Source organism: Microbacterium maritypicum (genome assembly GCF_041529975.1).
Taxonomy (GTDB): Bacteria; Actinomycetota; Actinomycetes; order Actinomycetales; family Microbacteriaceae; genus Microbacterium.
Window position 1 is genome coordinate 1,431,398 of sequence record NZ_CP168030.1, and the last position, 21,801, is coordinate 1,453,198.

Consider the following 21,801-nt stretch of genomic DNA (forward strand, 5'->3'; position numbering starts at 1 on the left):
GCAGGTCAGCGCGTGGTGAGGCGGGAGAGCTCGGCGACGAAAGCGTCGACGTCGGCCTCTTCGGTGTCGAAGCCGCACATCCAGCGCACTTCCTTGCGCGCGGCATCCCAGTCGTAGAAGCGGAACGAGTCGCGGAGCTGGTCGGCGACGCCGTCGGGCAGGATCGCGAAGACGCCGTTGGACTGGGTCGGCTGCGTGAAGTCGACGCCCTGGATGGATCCGTCGGCGATGCCGGCCTCGATTTCGGAACGCAGACGCGCGGCCATGGCGTTCGCGTGCTTCGCGTTGCGCAGCCACAGGTCGCCCTCGAGCAGCGCGATCAGCTGCGCCGACACGAACCGCATCTTCGACGACAGCTGCATGTTGAACTTGCGCGAGTACTTCAGGCCGTCGGCCGCGTCGGGGTTCAGCACCACGATCGCCTCGCCGAGCATCGCGCCGTTCTTGGTGCCGCCGAAGGTGAGAACGTCGACGCCGGCGTCGCGGGTGAACGCGCGCAGCGGCAGGTCGAGGGCGGCGGCGGCGTTCGAGAGGCGCGCACCGTCGAGGTGCAGCTTCATGCCGCGCTCGTGCACGTGGTCGGCGATCGCGCGGATCTCGTCGGCCGTGTACAGCGTGCCGAGCTCGGTCGACTGGGTGATCGAGACCACCAGCGGCTGCGCGCGGTGCTCGTCGCCCCAGCCCCAGGCCTCGCGGTCGATGAGCTCGGTGGTGAGCTTGCCGTCGTCGGTGGGGACCGTCAGCAGCTTGAAGCCGCCGATCTTCTCGGGTGCCGCTGCCTCGTCCACGTTGATGTGAGCGGTGGATGCCGCGATCACCGCGCCCCAGCGGGGCAGCATCGACTGCAGGCCCGTCACGTTCGCGCCCGTGCCGTTGAAAACGGGGAACGCCTCGACGCCCTCGCCGAAGTGCGCCTGGAAGACCTCCTGCAGGCGCGCGGTGTACGCATCCTCGCCGTAGGCGCTCTGGTGTCCGCCGTTCGCCGCCGCGATGGCCGCGAGGACCTCGGGGTGGATGCCGGAGTAGTTGTCACTGGCGAAGCCCCGGATCGCGGGGTCATGCTGGATGCTCACCGACCCAGCCTAATTGTCCGCATCGCCCTCGCGGTCCGGGGGAGGGTCTTCCGGATGTCGGATGCCGGCCCTACCCTCGACTTCATGGAGCGCACCGCCGCCACTCGGGCATTCGGCAACGTCCTCGTCAACACGCTCATCGCGAACGTGACGACGAGCTTCCTCTGGTTCGCGCTCACGTTCTGGGTGTACATCGAGACGCAGTCCGTGCTGGCCACGGGCATCATCGGCGGCGCGTACATGCTGTTCGTCGCGTTCTTCGCGATGGCGTTCGGCACGATCGTCGATCGCAACCGCAAGCACACCGTCATGGTGATCTCGAGTGTCATCTCCGCCGCTGCCTTCCTGGTGGCCGGGCTCCTCTACCTCTGGCAGCCCGAGGCGGCACTGCTCGATCTGGGTGGCCCGTGGTTCTGGCTCTTCTCCGGGGTGATCCTCTTCGGCGGTGTCATCGAGCAGCTGCGCAACATCGCGCTGTCCACGACGGTGACTCTGCTGATCCCCGAAGACAAGCGGGCGAACGCCAACGGGCTCGTCGGCACGGTGCAGGGCATCGCCTTCCTCGTCACGAGCGTGTTCTCGGGTCTGTCGATCGGGTTCCTCGGCATGGGATGGACCCTCGCGATCGCGATCGCGGCCATGGCACTCACGTTCGCCCACCTGCTGTTCATCCGCATCCCCGAGGGTGCTCCGGAGCCCGACCCGAACGCATCGAGCGCGCTCGACTTCCGCGGCAGCGTGCGGGCGATCCGACTCGCTCCCGGCCTGTTCGCCCTGATCATCTTCTCGACCTTCAACAACCTCATCGGGGGCGTCTACATGGCGCTCATGGACCCGTACGGCCTGACCCTCTTCGATGCGCAGACCTGGGGCTTCGCACTGGCTTTCGCCTCCACCGGCTTCCTGGTGGGCGGCGGCCTGGTGGCGAAGTTCGGGCTCGGCCCCAAGCCCATGCGCACCATGCTGCTCGTCGTGATCGCCATGGGGCTGCTGGGCTCGGTGTTCATGCTGCGGGAGTGGTGGCCGCTGTATGTGATCGGCATGTGGGCCTATATGGCCCTGGTGCCCCCGGTCGAGGCGGCGGAGCAGACCATCATCCAGAAGGTCGTGCCGTACGAACGGCAGGGTCGCGTGTTCGGTGTGGCCGCGGCGATGGAAGCGGCGGCGGCCCCGATCACCGCGTTCCTGATCGCCCCGATCGCCGAGTTCCTGATCATCCCCTACATGAACACCCGCGAGGGGCAACAGAGCTGGGGCTGGCTGCTCGGCGAGGGCGAGGCCCGCGGTATCGCGCTGATCTGCCTGTTCGCGGGACTGATCATGGTGGTGGCCGCGACGCTGGCCTTCTTCACCCGTTCGTACCGCAAGCTCACCGAGCTCTACGCCGAGGCGCCGGAGCAGGAGATCGACCACGGTGAGGCCGGCGGGGAAGACGGCGGTGATGCCGGCGCAGAAGCCGTGGCGGAGGAGCCGTCGATCGAGTCGGGCCCTGCCCGGCACAGTGAGGCTCCGCCCGTGGTCCCCGGCATGCCGCCCGAGTCCCGCTGAGCCCGGACGATTCCCCGAGCCCCGACGAGTCCCGCTGAGCCTCGGACGTTTCCCCGAGCCTCGGACGATTCCCCGAGGTTCGGACGTTTCCCCGAGGTTCCGATGGAAGAAGTTCCGCAGATCGTCACTCCGTCGGCGGATCGTCCGACACTCGGGATCAGTCGAGGTCGAACACCCGGTCGTTGAGGGCGGAGGCGTCCGTGTCCCAGAGCATGAGGAGCCGTGCGGCCAAGACCTCGGGATCGAGCGACTTGGCCCGGAACACGACGGATGCCGTGCGCAGCTGCTCACCGGAATCGCGTGCGGACTTCGCGTACCCCTGGGCGACGGCCCGGGTCCAGGCCTCGCTCGCCGCCTTCACCGCGGCGTAGTTCGCCCCGCCGGCGAGGGGCCGCGCGACCGCCGTCGACGACACGATCGCGAACCGACCCGCCCCCGACGCGCGCAGCGCCGTGTCGAACGCCCGGCTCGTCGCGCGGACGGCCTCGAGCGCGGGCAGCAGCGCGGCGAAGTCCTCGTCGGACTGCCCGGCGAGGCCGCCGCCCCCGCGCCAGCCCCCGACGAGGGGGACCACCGCGTCGACGGGGCCGATCTGCCCCGCCAGAACCGTCATCTCGTCGAGCGAGGTCGCATCCGCGAGGAAGACCTCCGTGCCCGCATCCGCCAACTGCTGCAGCCCTTCTGCGGACCGGCCGGTCGCGATCACCCGTGCACCCGCACCGTGCAGAGCGCGTGCCGCCGCCCGCCCCGCCGCACTGGTCGCTCCGGCGAGCACCACCGTGCGGCCGGACAGTCTCGAGTCGATGAGTTCATCCATGTCGCTCACTCTTCCGGTTCGGAGGGGCTTCTGCGGCCGGAACCCGCGGAGAGATCCGCAGAACAGGTTCCGGCCGCAGCGCGGTGCGCCCCAGCGTCACACTCGGAACGCGCGCCATGCGCGCGTGGTCATCAGTCGTCCGTGCCGCGGATGCCCACGGTCGATTCGATGACGGGCTTCATCTTCTTGTGAAGGGTCTCGAAGAACATCGACAGCGGGAACTCGTCGTCCATCACGGCATCCGTGTACCCCTTCGGCGCGCCGGCGAGGATCTCGTCCGACAGGCCGCGGGCCCACTGCGAGGCCGGGTGCGGGGTGAGCGTGCCGCGGACGAGCTCGTACGCGGCGAGCCAGTGCGCGACCTTGGGGCGGTCGATCGAGTGCCAGTACAGGTCGTCGATCGCGTCGCCGAGCGCCACGACGGCATCCGGCACGGCGTCCCAGTCGAAGGTGAGAGCCGTGTCGGTCCAGTGCAGCACGCCGCGCTGGTGCAGCCACGCGAACAGCAGCTGTCCGCCGACCGCGTCGTAGTTGCGCGTGCGGGTGCCGGTGATCGAGAAGCGGAAGATGCGGTCGAAGATCACCGCGTACTGCACGAGGTGCGCGTAGTCGTGCATCTCCTGCTCGGTCTCGGTGAGCTCCTCACCGGCGGCGATGCGGGCCGCGAGGGCGCGCTCGATCTTCACCGACTCGCGGAACGCCGTCATGTCGCAGCGCATCTCCTCGAGGGAGTAGAGGAAGAACGGCATCCGCTGCTTGATCATGAACGGGTCGAACGGCAGATCGCCGCGCATGTGGGTGCGGTCGTGGATGATGTCCCACATGACGAAGGTCTTCTCGGCCACCTGCTGGTCGTCGAGCATCGCGGCGGCCCGCTCGGGCAGGTCGAGGTTGGTGATCTCCGCTGCGGCACGGGTGACGCGGCGGTAGCGAGCGGCCTCGCGGTCCTGGAAGATCGCACCCCACGTGAAGGTCGGGATCTCGCGCATCGCGACGGTCTCGGGGAACAGCACGGCCGAGTTCGTGTCGTAGCCGGGCGTGAAGTCGACGAGCCGCAGCGAGACGAACAGCTTGTTGCCGTAGTCGCCGGCCTCAAGGGCGGCGATGAACTCGGGCCAGATCGTCTCGACGATCAGCGCCTCGACCAGACGGTCGCTCGAGCCGTTCTGCGTGTACATCGGGAACACGACGAGGTGACGGATGCCGTCGACGCGGGCCTGCTGCGGCTGGAAGGCCATGAGCGAGTCGAGGAAGTCCGGCACGCCGAAGTCTTCGGATACCCAGCGGTCGAAGTCGACCACGGAGGCGGTGAGGTACTCCGCGTCGTGCGGGAAGGCAGGGGCGAGTGCGCGGATCGCGGCGGTGATCGCGCCGACGAGCTCGCGGGCCGCGGCGTGGTGCGCGCCATCCGGGATCGAGCCGTCCTTGATCTGCATCTCGCGGAGGGCGATCGCGGCGTCCTTCAGCTGCGCCCAGGCGGCGGACTGCTCGGCGATCGACGCGTCCTCGACGACCTCGGGTTCGCCGACGATGGCCTGGACAGCGGAACTGTTGGCGGAAAGAAGGGACATCGGGACCTCCGATCGGAGTTTTCAACGGAAAGATTCCGGCATATACGGAATCCTGACGATAATCTTACAGCCATGGATGATTCTGTCGACCGCGCGATCCTGACCGCGATCTCCCGTGACGGGCGCGCCACGCTCTCCCAGCTGTCGGAGGCCGTCGGCCTGTCGGTCTCGGCCGTGCAGTCGCGTCTGCGCCGGCTGGAGACGAGGGGAGTCATCTCCGGCTACCAGGCGATCCTCGACCCCGAGCAGGTGGGCACCCCGCTCTCGGCCTTCATCGAGATCACCCCGCTCGACCCCGCCCAGCCCGACAACGCTCCGGAGCTGCTGGAGCACCTCGACGCGATCGAGGCCTGCCACTCCATCGCCGGCGACGCGAGCTACATGCTGTTCGTTCGCGTGCCCTCTCCGCGTGCACTCGAAGAGCTCGTGCGCGACGTGCGGCTCGCGGCGAACGTCAGCACCCGCACCACCGTGGTGCTGCAGACCTACTACGAGCACCGGCCGATCATCCCCGTCGGCTCGGCGGAGTAGCCGGGAGCGCTTCAGAGCACGGCGCCCACCATCGCCTCGCCCAGCGGAGTGCGCAGGTGCAGCATCCGGGTGCCGTCGCGCTCGCTGCCGATCAGCCCCGCGCCCCGCAGCACGGCGAGGTGATGCGACGCGGTCGATATCGCGAGCCCGGCGTCCCGAGCGACCTGCGACGTCGTGCGGGCGAAGCCTGCTCGGAGCAGGATGCCCGCTCGCGCCGGCCCCAGCAGCGCGCCCAATGTCTCCTCGATGTCGGCGGTGTCCCGCGCCCAGCCGGCCGTCACGCCGCGGGCAGGATAGAACAGTGTCGGCTGCGCCGGCGGCTCGGTGAGCACCATGCAGCCCCACGACGACATGACCGACGGCACCAGCACCAGGCCGCTTCCCCGGCAGTCGACCTGTTCGCTGTGACGGCGCAGCGAGACGCGGACGGCGCCTTCTCCCCAGGTCACCTGTGGGTGCAGGTCTCCGGCCATCCCTGCGATGCCGCCGGTCGCGATCCGCTGCGCACGGAACGCGATGTCGGCGCGCAACAGGCGTTCGAGCTGCGGCCAGACGGGAGCCAGCGCGGCATCCCATACCGCGGACCAGGCGTCGGCGATCATCGAGCGCGCCCGTGCCGGCTTCCCCTGCATCTCGCCCAGCGCCCGTTGCCGCGCTCCGGTCGAGCGCCGCACCATCTTCCCGAAGTCGACGCGCATCGGGTCGAGAGGTGTGGTGCGCAGCTCGTCGAGCTCGCCCTCCGGGCTCAGGTCCCATCGCGGTGCGGTCGTCAAGAAGTCGGGCAGGTAGCCGTCGTCCCCGATGACGGTCGCGAGCAGGGCGAACTCCTCGCGGGGCAGGCGCTCGCGCACGGCACGCAGCCACCCCCATTGCAGGGGATGCGCCTCGGGGCGCCGCAGGACCCGCACGGCGTGGGCCAGCTCGTGCCCGGGCGAGATGCCGAATCGCACCGCCTCGACATCGCCGGGACTCAGGTGGAACTCGACGCGGTGGTCGGGGTGCTCGACGCCCTCGACGGGCCGTGTGTTTCGATTCACATCGAAACTCTAGGGGTGGCCCTGCGCGCTGTCGAGACTGGAGTCATGAACAGCACAACCCCCGGATCCGGAATCGTCGCCGGCGCGGACATCCGCATCGGCACGGGCCGCAGTCGCAGGTTCGTCGGCGCAGAGCACGGCGCGGAGGTGTCGTACTTCTTCGTCGAGAACCAGCCGGGCGAAGGCCCGGGGCGGCACTGGCATCCCTACGCCGAGACCTGGGTCGTTATCGAGGGACTTGCCCGCATCACCGTGGGCGAGGAGACTTTCGTCGCCGGGGCGGGCGACACCGCGACCGGCCCCGCCTTCGTCCCGCACTGCTTCACCAACGCGGGAGACGGGGTCCTCAGGATCATCGGCATCCACGCATCCGCCACCATCATCCAGACGTTCCTCGACGAGGACTGAGCACCAGGAGCACCATGTCCTTCCAGGCATACCTCGACAACATCGAGACCAAGACGGGGCTGACCCCGCGACAGTTCATCGAGCTCGCGACGGAGAAGGGGTTCGACCGGACGACGAAGGCCACGCCCATCGTCGCGTGGCTCAAGGAGGATTACGCGCTGGGGCAGGGGCACGCGATGGCCCTCGTGCACGTGATCACCAAGGGCCCGCAGATCAGCAGCAAGCACGTGGGCACGGGCGGTGCGCACGGCGACGCCTCCGACACGCTCTGGCTCGACGGCAAGGACAGCAACCCGAACCCCTGATCCGTCGTCCCGCTGAGGTCGGGCATCGCCCCGGCCAGTAGGATTCCCTGCGTGGCAGCATCCTCCCAGCGCAAGAAGAAGAGTCGGACCGCGAAGCACACCCCGGCCCGCACCAGCGGCAACCCGGCGCGGCGTCCGGTCGTCGAGGCGGGGCCGGTCACCGCATCCGATTGGATCGGGGCCGCGCGGCTGCGCACCCTCCCGCTCGCGATCGCCCCGGTGATCATCGGAACCGGTGCGGCGCGCAGCACCGGCCCCGAGTTCCACTGGGTGATCGCGCTCGCGTGCCTCGCCGTCGCGGTGCTGCTGCAGATCGGCGTGAACTTCACGAACGACTACAGCGACGGCGTCCGCGGCACCGACGCCCACCGGGTCGGGCCCGCGCGCCTGACGGCATCCGGGCGGGTGAAGCCGCGCACCGTCCTGATCATCGGCCTGATCTTCTTCGCGCTCGCCGCGGTCGTCGGGCTCGCGATCGTCGTGCGCACCGAGCAGTGGTGGATGCTGGCCGTCGGTGCGGCGTGCATCGTCGCGGCCTGGTTCTACACCGGCGGCAAGAGGCCGTACGGGTACTACGGCCTCGGCGAGGTCTTCGTGTTCGTGTTCTTCGGACTCGTCGCCACGCTCGGCACCACCTGGGTGCAGGTGTTCGAGCTGCCGCTGCAGGCGTGGCTCGGAGCCATCGCGGCCGGCCTGTTCGCGTGTGCCGTGCTGCTCGCCAACAACCTGCGTGACATCGACCAGGACCGCGAGGTCGGCAAGCGCACCCTGACCGTCTTGATCGGACGCCGCGCCACGCAGGTGCTGTTCACCCTGTTCGTCCTGGCGCCGTTCGGCATCGCCGTGTTCCTCGCGCTGCTGTTCCCGATCGCATGGATCTCGCTCCTCGCACTGCTGGCGGGACTCCCTGCCATCGTCATCGTCTGGGCCTACCGGCAGCCGAGGGAGTTGGTGACCGCGCTCGCCCTGACGTCGCTGACATCACTGCTGTACGCCGGCGCCCTGTTCTGGGCGTTCGTCGGCTGAGCCGCAGCGCGGCGGTCAGGCCTTCGGGTCGGTGGACTCGTCCGCGTCGATCGCCTGATCCTCGGCATCCGCATCGGCCTGGCTGCCCGATGACCGACTCTCGCGGCGCTCCGCGAGTCGGGCCGAAGCGTCGGTGAGCGGTGTGCGCAGGAACAGCATCGAGATGCTCATGCCGATGAGCGCGGCGAAGATCGCGGCGAGCCACCAGTATTCGCGGAAGATCGGGAAGAAGAACCAGAGGATGGCGAGCGGGACGAGGAACGCCAGCAGCCGCAGCACGGTGTAGACGAGGAAAGGCGCGGGCTTCTTCACCCCTCCAGTCTACGTTCGCCGCGCAGGCGGCTCGGCGCCGGTGCCCTCGATGCCGAGTCGAGCGAACGAGATGCCGCGCACGACCCGGTGCCACGGATGCTCGCCGAGCGACCAGAGCAGCCCCGCGTTGATGTCGAGTGCCAGGTCTTCGCAGCCGACCGGGAGGGGCATGTCGTCCTGCTCCAGCGCCGACCGCGGCCCGCTCCACAGCGCACCGGGGCGCAGGCCGTCGGACTGTGAGACGAAGTGGCGGTCTCCCCACCGCACGGCGCCCTGCATGCGGGGGATGCCGGGGCTGAAGACGTGCTCCTCGGTGAACCGCCCGTCGGCGTCCTCCGGGATCGAGAACTCGCCGATCCGGCCGCTGTCGTCGGTGCGGTGCTCGCCGATGAGGACACGCCGCAGGGGAGTGCCGTCCTCGTCGAACACCCGACCCAGGTACGAGCAGCGCAGCGCGACGGGGTGCACGCGCGTGCGGACGGCGACGAGCGCCGTGGTACGACCGCGCCGAGGTCGCCCGCCGGCGATGCGCTGAGCGGCGGCGCCGCGGACCGTCCGCACGTCTGCGAGGTCGAACTCCCAGATGCCGCGACCGGTCGCCGCGACGAAGAGTCGGTCGTCGAACCAGGCGAGTCCCCCGGCGTGGATCGGTGCCGGCTGCAGTTCGCCGCCGTCGTCGGGGACGGCGAGCAGCACGTCGAGGTGGCGGGAGCGCTCGAGGTCGACGAACGTCACGCGGGAGGCGAGATGCACGCCGTCGAGCTGTTGCCGGAACCAGCTCACCGCCACGGTGCGTCGACCCCGCCACTCGCCGAGGTCGATGCCCTGCGGGTACCAGCGTCGGGTCCAGGTCCGGGCGGTCAGCCATCGCAGGTCCAGGGTGTCGCGCTGCTTCTGCCGCACCGGACGCCACGTCGATCCGAAGGGCCAGAGCATGCTCCCATCGTCGCCGATCGAACGGATCCTCGCGAACTCGACCGCGAGTCGAGCGCCGGATCTCGGCGTACGTACAGCTTCACGAAATGCGACATGTATTATGTTACGTGTCGTCGCGCGTATCTCTAGGGGGAGGGAGCGCGACGACACACAACGTCCCGGGTCCGGCTGATGGGGGTCAGCAGGGCACGAGGCGGGCGGGGCCATCATCGGTGGCCCCGCTCTCCGAACGCCTCGCGTTCGGCAGTGCGTAGCACTGGGAGGTGTGGCTCCGTTCGGGTACGGGGCCACACCTCACTGCGCACGGGCCGCAGCATCGGCGGACACCGGTCGTTCACCTCCAGGTCGCCGTCCGGCAACGGTGACCTGACACGATTCCGGGACACCGCCTCTCCCTGGAGCTCCGTGCGCACACCGCTCGTCACCGTCATCCTGCCCGCGAAAGACGCCGGCGCGTACATCGGGACGACGCTCGAGACGCTCACCCGCCAGTTCGAGGATGCGTCGGCGCTCAAGCTCGTCGCGATCGACGACGGCTCACGCGACGACACGGGTGCACTCATGCGCGCGTATGCCGAGCGGCTCCCGCGCGTCGAGGTCATCCGGAACCCGATCGCCCGGGGGCTCGCGACCGCCCGGAATCAGGGGCTGGAACGGGTCGAGGGCGACGCCTTCTGCTTCCTCGACGGCGACGACTGGATGCAGCCGCGGCGGCTCGAGGTGCTGGTGTCGCGATTGCGCGAACTGGACTGCGACTTCCTCCGCACCGACCACGTCACGGTCAGCGGAACGCACCGGGCGCTCGTGCGTGCCCCGCACCCGTGGCGTGAACGCGTGCTCGTTCCGAGGGAGGCGATCCTGCCCGAGAACGAATCCACGATGGTCGACTACCCCTACGCGTGGGCGGGTGTCTTCCACCGAAAAATCCTCGACGACGGGCTGGCACAGTTCCCGGAGGGACTGTTCACGGCGGAGGACCGACCCTGGATCTGGCGGCTCCATCTTCGCGCGCGGTCGTTCGCGGTCGTGGACGCGCCCGCGCTGCTCTACCGACGCGGTGTCGCGACATCCCTCACCCAGGCCAGGGATCGCCGCCAGCTCGACTTCGCCCGGGCGATGGACGAGGTCATCGCCGTCGTGGAGCAGGACGCGGAGGCGGAGCGCTTCCTGCCCAAGGTCGTGTGGACCGCGCTCGCGCTCAGCTCCCACCACCTGGTGCGTGCGCGTCGGATGCGTCCGCGGCTGCGCGCCGAGATGCGCGGCGGCATCCGGGACATGCTCCGCCGCCTGCCGGACGACGAACTCGACGAGACGCTCACGCGCTTCGACGGGCCGCGCCGGCGGGTGCTGGCGCGCGTTCTCCGACAGGCGGGGCGCACGGCATGACCCAGCTGTTCGCGCTGCACAGTGCGTACGGACTCGCCACGGCCGCCGCGGCGATCGACGCCGGGCTCCTCGGCCGCGACGGCGGGGCGGAGCGCATCCTGGTGCCGTTCACCTCGAGCCGGGTGCCGGAGACGGCGGTCGGCATCGCGGGCGACCCCGTGCTCGGGCCGCTGCGCGCGCGGTTCGACCGCGTCGAGCCGCTGGAAGATGTCCTCGGCCCGTTGCATCCGAGCTCGTGGGAACCCGCTGAGGCCGACCTCCCGATCCTGGAGCGGTTGCTCGTACGGGCGTGGCGACTCGATCCTCAGGGCCTGGAGCTGTTCGTGCAGAGCCCGCAGGTCGCGCCGGCCCGCACCCTGATGGCGCTGTTCCCCTACGCGCGGATCACGATCGTGGGGGATGGGCTCATGACCTACTCGCCGATGCGGGTGCGGCTGCCGTATGCGGTCGCGGCGCGCATCGAACGCGTGGTCCATGCGGACGTGGTGCCCGGAGTGCGGCCGCTCGTCGGGTCCCCTCGTGCCGAGATCGTGCCGGTTCCTCCCGTTGCGTTCGCCGCGGCACTGCGGGAGACGGATGCCGGCGAATCGGGCACCGCGGACGACGCCTCCAGCGTGCTCGTCCTCGGCCAGTACCTGTCGGCGCTCGGACTCATGACGCCCGCCGCGGAGGTCGACCTGCAGAAGCAGCTGATCGACCGCGCCGCGCGGTGGGCTCCGCAGCGCATCGTCTTCAAGCCGCACCCCGCCGCACCGCCGCTGATGACCGCGGCGGTCCGCGACCGGGCGCACGTGCACGGAATCGACTTCGTCGAGTATCGCGGCCCGCTCGCGGCCGAGCTGCTCGCTGAACGACTGGATGCGCTGGCCGTCGTCGCTGGGTTCTCGACCGCGTTGCCGACCGTGCACACGCTCTTCGGTCGGGCGATCGGATCGGCGGGCAACGACCGGGTGCTGGCGGCGCTGACGCCGTTCGAGAACAGCAACCGCATACCCGTGACCCTGGTCGATGCCCTCACCCGCGACGACGCGCCCTACAGCGACCCCGCCCGGCTGCAACTGCTGGTGGATGCCGTCGGCTACGCGATGCAGCCTGAGAACGCCGCCCACCTGCGCGGTCGCGCCGAAGAGCTGCTGCACGACCTGGACCCGGTCGAGCGGGATCGGTATTTCGCGCCACGACGGCTTGCGGAGCTGCGGCTGCCGGGAGCGCCGCGGGAGCGCGCCCTGAACCGTGCATTGCGCCCCGCCGGCGGAGTGGGCAGGGTCGAGGAGTGGCGGCTCCACGCCCTCGGCGCGCGGCGACGAGTCGGTCGTGCCTGGCGGGCGCTGCGCGGGCGATGACGATGACGACGAGGATGACGATGACGACGAGGATGAACGACATGGACGAGCAGCGGCCCCTCACGGTGGCGATCATCCCCGCGCGCGGCGGGTCGAAGCAGGTGCCGCGCAAGAACCTCCAGCGGGTGGGCGGAGTCCCGCTGGTCGAGCGTGCTGTTCGGGCGGCGACCGCGGCATCCGGCATCGACCTGGTCGTGGTGTCCACCGACGATGACGAGATCGCCGCGGTCGCGAACACCGCGGGAGCCCGTGTCATCCGCCGCCCCGCCGAGCTCGCCGAAGACACTGCGACCTCGGAGAGCGCGATCCTGCATGCCCTCGACGAGCTCGAAGCAGCCGGAGAGAGGGTCGAGATCGTGGCGTTCCTGCAGGCGACGTCGCCGTTCATCCCGAGTGACGCGCTCGCCGCGGCCGTGGAGGAGATTCGTGCAGACCGCGCCGACAGCGTGTTCGCGGCCCATGAGACCTACGGATTCCTGTGGCGGGAAGACGACCGCGGTGAGGCGGTCGCGATCAACCACGAAGCCGCGCACCGCCCGCGGCGCCAGGACCGGGAGCCGCACCACCTCGAGACCGGCGCCTTCTATGTGTTCCGGGCCGCGGGGTTCCGTGAGAGCCGGCATCGGTTCTTCGGCAGGATCCGCATCGCTGCGGTGCCGGAGTGGACGGCGATCGAGATCGACGATGCGGATCAGCTCCGAGTCGCCCGTGCTCTCGCGACCCTGCACGAGGTTCCAGGGCGCATCCCGGTGCGGGCGGTCGTGACCGACTTCGACGGCGTGCACACCGACGACACCGCGATCATCGATGCAGACGGCGGGGAACGGGTGAGGGTCAGCCGCGAGGACGGGATGGGGGTTGCCCTGCTGCGCCGCGCCGGTGTGCCGCTGCTCATCCTGTCGACCGAGGTCAATCCCGTGGTCCGCGCCCGGGCGACGAAGCTCCGCGTTCCGGTGCTCCATGGCCTCGACGACAAGGAGACGGCACTGCGCGACTGGGCGCAGGAGAACGACGTGCCGCTCGCCGACATCGCCTACCTCGGGAACGACGTCAACGACCTTCCGGCGATGCGGATCGTGGGCTGGCCGGTCGCGGTCGCCAACGCACATCCGCTCGTGATCGAGGAGGCCCGTGTGGTGCTGCGCCGGCGCGGCGGCGAGGGTGCGGTGAGGGAGCTGATCGAACGGGTGTTGTCGAGCTGACCGATGCCGGTAACCCGGCCGTCGCCCGGTGTTCATCCTCGGCCCGTACTCAGGAGGGAGGGGTTGCACCAGCGCTCGACGACCGGAGGAATCATGACTGTCAGCATCGGCTCACGAGTGATCGGCGGCGGTCGTCCCGCCTATGTCATCGCCGAGATCGGACTCAATCACAACGGCGATGTCGACATCGCGAAGAAGCTCATCGACGTCGCAGCCCGCGCCGGCGCCGATGCGGTGAAGTTCCAGAAGCGCACGCCCGAGATCTCCACTCCCGAGCACATGCGCGACGTTCCGCGTGAGACGCCGTGGGGCGTCATGAGCTACCTCGACTACCGCCGTCGCGTCGAGTTCGGCCGCGACGAGTACGTCGAGATCGGCGATCACGCCACCATGCTCGGCCTGGACTGGTTCGCGTCGCCGTGGGACGTGCCGAGCGTCGACTTCCTCGAAGACCTCAACGTGGTGGCGCACAAGGTCGCCTCGGCCAGCCTCACCGATACCGAGCTGCTGGTCGCCCTGCGCGAGACGGGCAAGCCCGTCATCCTCTCGACCGGCATGTCGACCATCGAGCAGATCGACCGGGCGCTCGACACGCTCGGCACCGACCGGGTGGTCCTCATGCACGCGACCTCGACCTACCCGCTCGAGCCCGAAGAGGCGAACCTGCGCGTGATCGCCACCCTGCGCGACCGCTACCCGGGTGTGCCCGTCGGCTACTCGGGGCACGAGCGCGGCCTGCAGATCTCCCTCGCCGCGGTGGCCATCGGCGCAGTCGCGGTCGAGCGCCACATCACGCTCGACCGCACGATGTGGGGCTCCGACCACGCGGCCTCCCTCGAGCCGACCGGTCTCGAGCACCTGGTGCGCGATATCCGCGTGATCGAGCGCGCGACCGGCGACGGGGTCAAGCGCGTGTTCGACAGCGAGCGCGCGCCGATGGCGAAGCTGCGCCGCGTCTCCGCATGACCGGTGCCACCGGCATCCGCGTCGTCGCCATCGCGGACGCCGACTCCTTCGTGAAGTGGGCGGCCTCGCTCCTCGGCTCGGTGCCGGGCCTGCGTCCACACCTGCTGCTCGTACGCACCCCGCTCACGGCCAGTGTCGAGCAGCAGCGCACGGCGCTGGCGGGCACGACGCTCGGCTCCGACGACATCACCCGCATCGGGTTCGCGGAGACGGCGGCCTGGCTGGCCGGGCAGCGCCCCGACGTGGTGCTGCTCGCCGGGCGCGGACCGTTCGTGCGGCTCATGGGGCGCGTCATCGACGCGCTGGAGCATCGACCGGTCACCGTCTCGGGGCTTCCCGGCATGGCCATCCCCGCCCAGCGCGGGGCGCTCGACTATCGCCGTCACACCGACCTGCTGGTGGTGCATTCCCATCGAGAGGTGCGGGCGTTCGAAGAGCTCGGGCGACGCATCGGCGTGCGGACGCCCGTGGCGCTCGCGACCCTGCCGTTCGCCCGGCGCCGGCAGCGGATGCTGCGCCCGGAGCGGATACGGGTCGACGCCGCGGCCGGCGGTCGCGGTGGCATCGCGGTCGCCGAGCGCCCGGCACCGGCTGCTCCGGCGCGACCGCCTGCGACGGACATCGTGTTCGCCGCGCAGGCGCTCGTGCCCGTCGGGAAGGACGAGCGGGCCGAGATCGCGGCCATGCTGGTCCGGGCGGCGGAGGCGGAGCCCGCGCGACGCGTGGTGGTGAAGCTGCGGTCGCGGCCGGGGGAGTCGGAGACGCACCTCGAACGCGAGCCCTACGCGGGGTTGCTGCCGTCGCGCCTTCCGCAGAACCTGGTCTTCTCGTACGACTCGATGTCCGCCGCCCTGCAGACGGCCGCCGGTCTCGTCACGGTGAGCTCGACCGCCGCGATCGAGGCCACCGCGCTCGGAGTGCCCGTGATCGCGCTCGACTCCTTCGGGGTGAGCAAGAGCCTGCTGAACACGGTGTTCGTGGGAAGTGGGCTGCTCGGCGGTCGGAGCGAGGTCGTCGCCGGGCGGTTCCGGCATCCGCATCCGGACTGGCTCCGCGACAACTACTTCCATCCCGAGGTCGAGTCGACGTGGTGGGAGCGGGTGGAGCAGCTCGTGGCGCTGCGGCGCTCGGGCGCGCTGCCGCCACGCCGCGTCCCGGCCGCTCGCGGGGGAGCCCTGCACGAGGCGTGGCATCGGGCGAGCGTGCTCGGCGCCGAGGATCGCACGGTGCAGGGCGCGGTCGCGCTTGCGGTGGGTTCTCCTGCGACTCGCGCGATGGCCGCGGTCCGCGCGCGCCGGGCGCCGTCCGGCGGAGGCACCTGGTCCGATGCGTCGACGGACTACACGCTCGAGCCGAACCCGTTCGACGACTCCCTCCGGCGCTGAATCGGCCGTCTCAGCGCCCGAGGAGAGCCACGATCTGACGGTCGATGTCGTCGACGAGCTCGTCGACGGTCAGATCGACGTTCGTGCTCGCCGTCAGGGTGAGGAACATGATGGCGGACACGATACGGGCGAGGGCGGCGGCACGTTCCTCGCTCGTCTTCGGGTCGCGGCGGAGGATCGACGCCACGGCGTCCTCGGTCTCGCCCACGATGCGGAGCGCTTCGGCATGGTGCCCGTCCGAGGGTTCGGCGAACACCATCTCGCGCAGGTAGGTGCGTCCGTTCTCGACCTGAACGCGGTTGCACTCGACGATCGGTCGCAGCAGTGCGACGATCGCCGCGCGCGCATCGGGAGTCGCTTCGGCCGCCGCGATGCCCTTCTCGAGGGCGACGGCGTAGTGCGCGTTCTGCACGAGCAGCAGCAGCTCGCCCTTGGTCTTCGCGTAGAGGAACAGGGTGCCGGTGCCGACATCGGCTCGCTCGGCGATCTGCTGGGTCGTGACATCGTCGATGCCGTGCTCGGCGAAGAGCTCCGACGCCGCGGCCGTGATCCGTTCGAGTTTCTGCTGCTTGTTGCGCTCGCGACGACCGAGGGCGTTCGAAGCGGACGTCGACATACTCTTCCTCCGGGAATAGAAACTGATTACGCTCAGTTATGACGAGAGTCGCTTATGCGCACGCTCAACTATTCCTCATTGTCGCAAAGAAGAGAGCAGTCCATGCCTTCACTCCACGGAGCCGTCGTCCTCGTCACCGGAGCGAACGGAGGCATCGGCACGCAGTTCGTCCACCAGGCGCTCGCACGCGGAGCCGCCAAGGTCTACGCCAGCGCCCGCACGCCGCGCACCTGGGACGACGAGCGCGTCGTCCCGCTCGCGCTCGATGTGACGGACGCCGAGTCGATCCGCGCCGCCGTCGACGCGGCGCCCGATGTGACGGTGCTCATCAACAACGCGGGCGCCTCGGTGCCGACCGCGGGAATCCTCACCCACTCCGACGAGGACATCCGTCGGAACGTGGAGACGAACTTCCTCGGACCGCTCTTCCTCGCGCGTGCCTACGCGCCACTTCTCGCCGGGCGCCACGGCGCGGCGATCATCGACATCCACTCCGCCCTCGCCTGGTACGCCGTCGGCGGCATCTACAGCGCGACCAAGGCGGCGCTGTGGTCGGCGACGAACTCGCTCCGCCTCGAGCTCGCCCCGGCGGGAGTGCACGTCGTGGGGGTGCACGTCGGCTACGTCGACACCGCCATGGCCGAGCACGTCACCGACCCCAAGACCGATCCGGCCGATCTCGTCCGGGCCGTGCTGGACGCAACCGAGCGCGACGAGTACGAGGTGCTTGCCGACGAGATCTCGGTGCAGGTCAAGGCGGGGCTGAGCGCGCCGCTGGAAGCGGTCTACCCGCAGCTGCGGGCGAACGCCTGAGGAGCCGTCATGCGTGCATTCGTCGTCGACAAGTACAAGCAGCCGCTCGTGGAGCGGGAGGTCGCCGAACCCGAGGTGGGGGACCGAGACGTCCTCGTGCGGGTGGAGGCCGCGGGGCTCAACCAGCTGGACGAGAAGATCCGCCAGGGGGAGTTCGCGCAGATCCTGCCCTACGACCTGCCCCTGGTCCTCGGCAACGATGTGGCGGGGACGGTGATCCGCGTCGGTCGGCTCGTCGACGGATTCCGGCCCGGCGACCGCGTATACGCCCGTCCCGACGCCGCCCGCATCGGGACGTTCGCCGAGCGGATCGCCGTCGCCGAGAAGGATCTCGCCCCCGTGCCCGCCGGTCTCTCGATGGCCGAGGCGGGGTCGCTCCCGCTGGTCGCCCTCACGGCCTGGCAGGCGCTGGTCGAGCGCGGTGGGGTCACGGCGGGCCAGAAGGTGCTCATCCACGCCGGCGCCGGTGGGGTCGGATCCATCGCCATCCAGCTCGCGGCGCACCTCGGGGCCACGGTCGCCACGACGGCCAGTGCCGCGAATGCCGACTTCGCGCGTGAGCTCGGTGCCGACGTCGTGATCGACTACCGTCGGCAGGACTTCGCCGAGGAGCTGTCGGGCTACGACTTCGTGTTGGACAGCCTCGGTGGCGAGAACCTCGAGAAGTCGCTGCGGGTGCTGAGGCCGGGTGGGTTGGTCGTCGGGATATCGGGACCGCCCGACCCCGCCTTCGCCCGTGCCCAGGGGTTGAACCTCGTCGTGCGGCTGGCCATCGCGGGCCTCAGCCGTAAGGTGCGAGCTCAGGCGAAGAAGCTCGGCGTGCGGTACGAGTTCCTCTTCATGCGTGCGGATGGCGACCAGCTGCGCGAGATCACGGCGCTCGTCGACAGCGGCGCGATCCGCCCCGTCGTCGCGAAGACGTACCCGTTGGACCGTCTGCCCGAGGCCCTCGCCGACCTCGCCGCCGGGGTGAGCCGGGGCAAGCTCGTGGTCACGAACGACTGAACCCTCGGAGTCGGCAGCCGAAACCCAGACGCACCGTGCTGCCGCCGGCGCGTCGCGGGTGGACACGCCGACGGTGCGCCGCTTCGTCTGCGTTTTCGCAGGGGCGGCGCACCGTCGGGCCGGGTCAGTTGCTGCGGCGGATGGCGCGCACCCCGACGATCAGTCCGACCACCGCGACCGCGAGAGCGGACACCCAGCCCCACAGCACGGTCACGTCGCCGAGGTCTCCGGCGAACAGCGCCCGCTCGGCCTGCACGACCCAGTTCACCGGGTTGACCGACGCCACGGCGCGCATCCACTCCGGAGCATCGTCGAGCGGCAACAGCATCCCGGACAGGATCAGCAGCGGGAAGATCAGCGACTGCTGCACTCCCCAGAACAGCCACTCCCGGTCCTTCGTCGCCAGCGCCAGCGAATACGACAGCGAGCCGAGGCCCACCCCGAACACGGCCAGCAGCGCCAGCCCGATGAGCAGCCCGAGGATGTCGGCGGCGAAGCCGAACGGCCAGGCGATCAGTACGATCACGAGCGCCTGCACCACGATCGGTGCGATCTCCTTGAGCGCTCGCCCGACCAGCAGCGAGGAGCGGGCGAGCGGGGCGACCAGGGTGCGCTCGTGCGAGCCGGTCATCATCTCGTACTGCAGGTTCGAACCGGTGGCACCGGTGCCGAACAGCACGATCATCACGAGCACGCCGGGCACGAACCAGGCCAGGGTCTCGCCGGCCGGCTGCCCCGAGTCGCCGATCAGCAGGGGAGCGAACAGCCCGAGGAAGACGAGCGGCTGCAGCAGGCTGAAGATCAGCGTGAACGGATCGCGGACCACGGGCTTGAGCTCGCGCGTCAGCACGTTGCGGGTGTCGCGCGCGAGGTTCGGGCGCACGAGCGTGTCGGTGGCGGTCATGAGAGGACTCCTGTCGTGCTGTTCGCGGAAGCGGTGCTGTTCGCGGAGGTCGTGCTGGTGTCGGCGGAATCGGATGCGTCGCCGGTGGCATCCGCTCCTTCGCCGGCGTCGCGCAGGGTGCGGCCGGTGAGTGCCAGGAACACGTCGTCCAGCGTGGGCGGGACGCCGGTCGCGCGGCGGACGAGGATGCCGGCGGCGTCGAGCTCGCGCACGATGACCGGCAGCAGCCGGTCGCCGTCCTGCACCGCGAGCGAGATGGACTCGCCCTCGACCGTGACCTCGGCGGAGCTGAGGCGGGCGACCACGGCGCGGGCGCTCGCCGCTTCGGCAGCATCCGCGAACCCGAAGGTGAGCACGTCGCCGGCCAGTGTCGCCTTGAGGGAGGCGGCGTCGTCGTCGGCGATGATGCGCCCCTTGTCCATGACCATCACGCGCTCGGCGTAGCGGTCGGCCTCTTCCAGGTAGTGCGTGGTGAGGAAGACCGTGGTGCCGTGCTGTGTGCGCAGGTCGAGGATGTGCTCCCACAGGTTCGCCCTGCTCTGCGGGTCGAGTCCGGTGGAGGGCTCGTCGAGGAAGATCAGCGGCGGCGCATGCATGAGCCCGAGCGCGATGTCGAGTCGGCGCTTCTGCCCGCCGCTGAGCTGCTGCACGGTCCGCGTCGCGAAGGAGGTGAGGTCGAGCGACTCGATCAACTCGTCGGCCCGCTTCGCGCTGTCGCGCCGGGACATCCCGTAGAAGGCGCCCTGGCTCAGCAGCTCGTCGCGCACCCGCTGCGAGAAGCTGCCGCTGGTGAGCTGGCCGACGTAGCCGATGCGGGCGCGCACCCCGGCGGCATCCGTGCGGATGTCGTGGCCGACGACGCGTGCGCTCCCCGAGGTGGGCGGGATGAGGGTGGTCAGCATCCGCAGGGTGGTCGACTTGCCGGCGCCGTTCGGGCCGAGGAAGGCGACGAGCTCGCCGCGCACGGCGGTGAAGGAGACGTCGGTCACGGCATGCACCGGCGTCTTCTTGACGGTGAAGACCTTGGTCAGGCCTTCGGTCTCGATGAGGGATTCGTTCATGGGGAGAGCGTAGAAACCCATGCGGACAGATACTGTCCGCATGATCTGGCAATCTGAGACGCATGACCGACACCACCTCGCGTGCACTGGCTCTGCTCAACCTGCTGCAGACGCACCGGCACTGGCCGGGGACCGAGCTCGCCACCCGGCTGGGCGTGACCGAGCGCACCGTGCGCCGCGACGTCGACCGTCTGCGCGAGCTCGGGTACCGCGTGGAGTCCACCCCGGGCATCGCCGGCGGCTACCGGCTCGAGGCCGGGAGTGCGGTGCCTCCGCTGCTGCTCAACGACGACGAAGCCGTCACGATGGCCATCGGGCTGCGGGTCGCCGCCACGCAGCAGCTCGTCGGCGGTCCCGAGGTGACGCTCACCGCCCTGGCCAAGCTCGAGCAGGTGTTGCCGTCGGCGCTGCGCCAGCGGGTCAACGCGCTCGCCGCATCGGTGCAGGCACCGAGCATCGGAGACGGTCCGGTCGTCTCGCCCGAGGTGCTGGGGGAGATCGCGCTCGCCACGCGCGACACCGAGCGGCTGCGGCTGCGGTACGTGGATGGCGAAGGGCGCGAGAGCGTGCGCCGGGTCGAGCCGCACGCCCTGGCGCCGGCCGGTCGCAAGTGGTTTCTGCTCTGCTGGGACCTCGACCGCGAGGACTGGCGCACGTTCCGCGTCGACCGCATCGCTGCCGTCGAGCACACGCGCATACTGTTCGCCCGCCGCGACATCACCGAGGAGGAGATCGAGGAACGCGTGCTGATCGCCTCGTCGTGGTCGCCGCAGAAGGTCGAGGCAGCCGCGGTGATGGAGCTGCCGCTCGCCGAGATGCAGGAGCGCTTCGGCCCGTGGTCGCAGGGAGCGACGGCGGTGGGCGACGACCGCACGCGGTGGCCGTTCGGAGGCTCGGACTGGCGCGAGGCCATGTATGCACTGCTCTGGATCCCCGAGGGTGTCGAGTACGCGGTGGCGCTCGCCGAACCGCACCGGAGCGAGCTGCGCGAGGCCGTCGCCCGGCTGCTGCGCGCCCTCGACGCCCCGGAGCCCGATGACGCCGCGTGACCGGCATCCGTCATCCTCGGACTCATAGGGTTATCCCAGGCAACGGTCCTGGCGGGTCAGATCACGGCCGGGTAACGTCATTCCCATCGCGGCGATCCGGGCGGTCCCGGGCCTCAGCTCATACCTGATGGCGTTGCGGGTTCGACTCCCGCCGTCGCGTCCACTTCAGGTCAGCCGTCGGGCGGCACCGTCAGCGGTTCCGTCGCTTCGAACGGATCGTGAGCGCCTGAGACAGCACCACGCAGGCCATCGCGACGACGGTGAACCATAGGGTCGGGCTCAGCACCTCGGTGAGGATCAGCACCGCGCAGGTCAGCCCGAAGAGGGCGCCGAAGGCGAGCAGCCCCCAGTGGATGCCGGTGCTGGTTCCGTTGCCTCGCATCACTTCACCCTGCCAGTCGGGTGCGTCGATGTCGACCGGGGATCCGTCCTCGTGGCGAGCGGACGACACACCGAGCGGCCTGTTGCATATCGGTGGAGAACGGTTCTCCGGGCGAGGTCATGCTT

23 protein-coding genes and 1 tRNA gene are annotated in these 21,801 nt (G+C 70.1%); 14 read left to right on the forward strand and 10 right to left on the reverse strand.

What is annotated here, in order from left to right:
- Positions 1 to 5: 5 nt before the first annotated feature.
- Positions 6 to 1,073: a low specificity L-threonine aldolase gene (locus tag ACCO44_RS06930; RefSeq protein ID WP_372469063.1), complete on the reverse strand. Its 1,068-nt coding sequence runs from the start codon at positions 1,071 to 1,073 to the stop codon at positions 6 to 8.
- A gap of 84 nt (positions 1,074 to 1,157) precedes the next feature.
- On the opposite strand from ACCO44_RS06930, the gene ACCO44_RS06935 reads away from it, so the two are divergent.
- The gene (locus ACCO44_RS06935; RefSeq protein WP_372469064.1) at positions 1,158 to 2,621 is read left to right on the forward strand and encodes an MFS transporter; all 1,464 of its coding nucleotides are present in this window, start codon (positions 1,158 to 1,160) and stop codon (positions 2,619 to 2,621) included.
- 157 nt (positions 2,622 to 2,778) lie between these two features.
- Here the strand turns inward: ACCO44_RS06935 and ACCO44_RS06940 are convergent, their stop codons facing one another.
- Positions 2,779 to 3,438, reverse strand: coding sequence for an SDR family NAD(P)-dependent oxidoreductase (locus ACCO44_RS06940; protein WP_372469066.1), 660 nt, complete (start codon positions 3,436 to 3,438; stop codon positions 2,779 to 2,781).
- Between the two features lie 131 nt (positions 3,439 to 3,569).
- Positions 3,570 to 5,009, reverse strand: a complete 1,440-nt coding sequence (locus ACCO44_RS06945; RefSeq protein ID WP_372469067.1) for a DUF6421 family protein — start codon at positions 5,007 to 5,009, stop codon at positions 3,570 to 3,572.
- Between the two features lie 72 nt (positions 5,010 to 5,081).
- Between ACCO44_RS06945 and ACCO44_RS06950 the strand changes: the two genes are divergently transcribed.
- Entirely contained in the window at positions 5,082 to 5,540 is a 459-nt protein-coding gene (locus ACCO44_RS06950) for an Lrp/AsnC family transcriptional regulator (RefSeq protein ID WP_029260858.1), read from the forward strand.
- Between the two features lie 11 nt (positions 5,541 to 5,551).
- On the opposite strand, the gene ACCO44_RS06955 is transcribed toward ACCO44_RS06950, so the two are convergent.
- Positions 5,552 to 6,577, reverse strand: a complete 1,026-nt coding sequence (locus ACCO44_RS06955) for a DUF5937 family protein (protein ID WP_372469069.1) — start codon at positions 6,575 to 6,577, stop codon at positions 5,552 to 5,554.
- A gap of 45 nt (positions 6,578 to 6,622) precedes the next feature.
- On the opposite strand from ACCO44_RS06955, the gene ACCO44_RS06960 reads away from it, so the two are divergent.
- Genes ACCO44_RS06960 through ACCO44_RS06970 form a run of 3 tightly spaced genes read left to right on the forward strand, consistent with a single transcriptional unit; the run spans position 6,623 to position 8,316 of the window.
- The gene (locus ACCO44_RS06960) at positions 6,623 to 6,985 is read left to right on the forward strand and encodes a cupin domain-containing protein (RefSeq protein WP_105710483.1); all 363 of its coding nucleotides are present in this window, start codon (positions 6,623 to 6,625) and stop codon (positions 6,983 to 6,985) included.
- A 14-nt stretch (positions 6,986 to 6,999) separates the two neighbouring features.
- Positions 7,000 to 7,290 (forward strand): DUF4287 domain-containing protein, encoded by a 291-nt coding sequence (locus tag ACCO44_RS06965; protein ID WP_029260861.1) that lies wholly within the window; start codon positions 7,000 to 7,002, stop codon positions 7,288 to 7,290.
- A gap of 51 nt (positions 7,291 to 7,341) precedes the next feature.
- The gene (locus ACCO44_RS06970; protein ID WP_029260862.1) at positions 7,342 to 8,316 is read left to right on the forward strand and encodes a 1,4-dihydroxy-2-naphthoate polyprenyltransferase; all 975 of its coding nucleotides are present in this window, start codon (positions 7,342 to 7,344) and stop codon (positions 8,314 to 8,316) included.
- A gap of 15 nt (positions 8,317 to 8,331) precedes the next feature.
- Here the strand turns inward: ACCO44_RS06970 and ACCO44_RS06975 are convergent, their stop codons facing one another.
- Positions 8,332 to 8,628 (reverse strand): DUF4229 domain-containing protein, encoded by a 297-nt coding sequence (locus ACCO44_RS06975; protein WP_372469070.1) that lies wholly within the window; start codon positions 8,626 to 8,628, stop codon positions 8,332 to 8,334.
- Positions 8,629 to 8,637: 9 nt separating this feature from the next.
- Positions 8,638 to 9,564, reverse strand: a complete 927-nt coding sequence (locus tag ACCO44_RS06980; RefSeq protein WP_372469071.1) for a hypothetical protein — start codon at positions 9,562 to 9,564, stop codon at positions 8,638 to 8,640.
- 405 nt (positions 9,565 to 9,969) lie between these two features.
- Between ACCO44_RS06980 and ACCO44_RS06985 the strand changes: the two genes are divergently transcribed.
- From ACCO44_RS06985 to ACCO44_RS07005, 5 genes are all read left to right on the forward strand, one after another.
- The gene (locus tag ACCO44_RS06985; RefSeq protein WP_372469072.1) at positions 9,970 to 10,950 is read left to right on the forward strand and encodes a glycosyltransferase family 2 protein; all 981 of its coding nucleotides are present in this window, start codon (positions 9,970 to 9,972) and stop codon (positions 10,948 to 10,950) included.
- Positions 10,947 to 12,293 carry a polysialyltransferase family glycosyltransferase gene (locus ACCO44_RS06990; protein WP_372469073.1) on the forward strand — a complete coding sequence of 449 codons (1,347 nt, stop codon included), beginning with the start codon at positions 10,947 to 10,949 and terminating at the stop codon, positions 12,291 to 12,293. The genes ACCO44_RS06985 and ACCO44_RS06990 overlap by 4 nt, the downstream gene beginning before the upstream one ends.
- Positions 12,294 to 12,313: 20 nt before the next feature.
- Entirely contained in the window at positions 12,314 to 13,495 is a 1,182-nt protein-coding gene (locus ACCO44_RS06995) for a cytidylyltransferase domain-containing protein (RefSeq protein ID WP_372469074.1), read from the forward strand.
- 93 nt (positions 13,496 to 13,588) lie between these two features.
- Entirely contained in the window at positions 13,589 to 14,461 is an 873-nt protein-coding gene (locus ACCO44_RS07000) for an N-acetylneuraminate synthase family protein (RefSeq protein WP_262001373.1), read from the forward strand.
- Positions 14,458 to 15,846, forward strand: a complete 1,389-nt coding sequence (locus tag ACCO44_RS07005; protein ID WP_372469075.1) for a DUF6716 putative glycosyltransferase — start codon at positions 14,458 to 14,460, stop codon at positions 15,844 to 15,846. The genes ACCO44_RS07000 and ACCO44_RS07005 overlap by 4 nt, the downstream gene beginning before the upstream one ends.
- Positions 15,847 to 15,856: 10 nt before the next feature.
- On the opposite strand, the gene ACCO44_RS07010 is transcribed toward ACCO44_RS07005, so the two are convergent.
- Positions 15,857 to 16,462, reverse strand: a complete 606-nt coding sequence (locus ACCO44_RS07010; RefSeq protein ID WP_262001371.1) for a TetR/AcrR family transcriptional regulator — start codon at positions 16,460 to 16,462, stop codon at positions 15,857 to 15,859.
- 102 nt (positions 16,463 to 16,564) lie between these two features.
- Here ACCO44_RS07010 and ACCO44_RS07015 point away from each other — a divergent pair, with 102 nt between their 5' ends.
- Together ACCO44_RS07015 and ACCO44_RS07020 are read left to right on the forward strand one after the other, a co-directional pair.
- Positions 16,565 to 17,275: an SDR family oxidoreductase gene (locus ACCO44_RS07015; protein ID WP_372469076.1), complete on the forward strand. Its 711-nt coding sequence runs from the start codon at positions 16,565 to 16,567 to the stop codon at positions 17,273 to 17,275.
- 9 nt (positions 17,276 to 17,284) lie between these two features.
- Positions 17,285 to 18,280 carry an NADP-dependent oxidoreductase gene (locus ACCO44_RS07020; RefSeq protein ID WP_372469077.1) on the forward strand — a complete coding sequence of 332 codons (996 nt, stop codon included), beginning with the start codon at positions 17,285 to 17,287 and terminating at the stop codon, positions 18,278 to 18,280.
- Between the two features lie 124 nt (positions 18,281 to 18,404).
- Here the strand turns inward: ACCO44_RS07020 and ACCO44_RS07025 are convergent, their stop codons facing one another.
- Both ACCO44_RS07025 and ACCO44_RS07030 read right to left on the reverse strand, forming a co-directional pair.
- Positions 18,405 to 19,184, reverse strand: coding sequence for an ABC transporter permease (locus ACCO44_RS07025; protein WP_372469078.1), 780 nt, complete (start codon positions 19,182 to 19,184; stop codon positions 18,405 to 18,407).
- Positions 19,181 to 20,245 (reverse strand): ABC transporter ATP-binding protein, encoded by a 1,065-nt coding sequence (locus ACCO44_RS07030; RefSeq protein WP_372469079.1) that lies wholly within the window; start codon positions 20,243 to 20,245, stop codon positions 19,181 to 19,183. Before ACCO44_RS07030 ends, ACCO44_RS07025 begins: the two co-directional genes overlap by 4 nt.
- Before the next feature lie 62 nt (positions 20,246 to 20,307).
- On the opposite strand from ACCO44_RS07030, the gene ACCO44_RS07035 reads away from it, so the two are divergent.
- Both ACCO44_RS07035 and ACCO44_RS07040 read left to right on the forward strand, forming a co-directional pair.
- Complete coding sequence (locus ACCO44_RS07035; RefSeq protein WP_372469080.1) at positions 20,308 to 21,294, forward strand: helix-turn-helix transcriptional regulator; 987 nt, start codon at positions 20,308 to 20,310, stop codon at positions 21,292 to 21,294.
- Between the two features lie 87 nt (positions 21,295 to 21,381).
- Positions 21,382 to 21,457: transfer RNA gene (locus ACCO44_RS07040), tRNA-Met, on the forward strand.
- A gap of 27 nt (positions 21,458 to 21,484) precedes the next feature.
- Here the strand turns inward: ACCO44_RS07040 and ACCO44_RS07045 are convergent.
- Entirely contained in the window at positions 21,485 to 21,676 is a 192-nt protein-coding gene (locus ACCO44_RS07045) for a hypothetical protein (protein ID WP_029260876.1), read from the reverse strand.
- Between the last annotated feature and the right edge of the window lie 125 nt (positions 21,677 to 21,801).

What these genes read in the sequence shown, in the direction of transcription:
- ACCO44_RS06935 (WP_372469064.1), top strand. Translation starts at nt 1,158, where the DNA reads ATGGAGCGCACCGCCGCCACTCGGGCATTCGGCAACGTCCTCGTCAAC.
- ACCO44_RS06940 (WP_372469066.1), bottom strand. Translation starts at nt 3,438, where the DNA reads ATGGATGAACTCATCGACTCGAGACTGTCCGGCCGCACGGTGGTGCTC.
- ACCO44_RS06945 (WP_372469067.1), bottom strand. Translation starts at nt 5,009, where the DNA reads ATGTCCCTTCTTTCCGCCAACAGTTCCGCTGTCCAGGCCATCGTCGGC.
- ACCO44_RS06950 (WP_029260858.1), top strand. Translation starts at nt 5,082, where the DNA reads ATGGATGATTCTGTCGACCGCGCGATCCTGACCGCGATCTCCCGTGAC.
- ACCO44_RS06960 (WP_105710483.1), top strand. Translation starts at nt 6,623, where the DNA reads ATGAACAGCACAACCCCCGGATCCGGAATCGTCGCCGGCGCGGACATC.
- ACCO44_RS06965 (WP_029260861.1), top strand. Translation starts at nt 7,000, where the DNA reads ATGTCCTTCCAGGCATACCTCGACAACATCGAGACCAAGACGGGGCTG.
- ACCO44_RS06980 (WP_372469071.1), bottom strand. Translation starts at nt 9,564, where the DNA reads ATGCTCTGGCCCTTCGGATCGACGTGGCGTCCGGTGCGGCAGAAGCAG.
- ACCO44_RS06990 (WP_372469073.1), top strand. Translation starts at nt 10,947, where the DNA reads ATGACCCAGCTGTTCGCGCTGCACAGTGCGTACGGACTCGCCACGGCC.
- ACCO44_RS06995 (WP_372469074.1), top strand. Translation starts at nt 12,314, where the DNA reads ATGACGACGAGGATGAACGACATGGACGAGCAGCGGCCCCTCACGGTG.
- ACCO44_RS07000 (WP_262001373.1), top strand. Translation starts at nt 13,589, where the DNA reads ATGACTGTCAGCATCGGCTCACGAGTGATCGGCGGCGGTCGTCCCGCC.
- ACCO44_RS07005 (WP_372469075.1), top strand. Translation starts at nt 14,458, where the DNA reads ATGACCGGTGCCACCGGCATCCGCGTCGTCGCCATCGCGGACGCCGAC.
- ACCO44_RS07010 (WP_262001371.1), bottom strand. Translation starts at nt 16,462, where the DNA reads ATGTCGACGTCCGCTTCGAACGCCCTCGGTCGTCGCGAGCGCAACAAG.
- ACCO44_RS07015 (WP_372469076.1), top strand. Translation starts at nt 16,565, where the DNA reads ATGCCTTCACTCCACGGAGCCGTCGTCCTCGTCACCGGAGCGAACGGA.
- ACCO44_RS07020 (WP_372469077.1), top strand. Translation starts at nt 17,285, where the DNA reads ATGCGTGCATTCGTCGTCGACAAGTACAAGCAGCCGCTCGTGGAGCGG.
- ACCO44_RS07025 (WP_372469078.1), bottom strand. Translation starts at nt 19,184, where the DNA reads ATGACCGCCACCGACACGCTCGTGCGCCCGAACCTCGCGCGCGACACC.
- ACCO44_RS07030 (WP_372469079.1), bottom strand. Translation starts at nt 20,245, where the DNA reads ATGAACGAATCCCTCATCGAGACCGAAGGCCTGACCAAGGTCTTCACC.
- ACCO44_RS07035 (WP_372469080.1), top strand. Translation starts at nt 20,308, where the DNA reads ATGACCGACACCACCTCGCGTGCACTGGCTCTGCTCAACCTGCTGCAG.
- ACCO44_RS07045 (WP_029260876.1), bottom strand. Translation starts at nt 21,676, where the DNA reads ATGCGAGGCAACGGAACCAGCACCGGCATCCACTGGGGGCTGCTCGCC.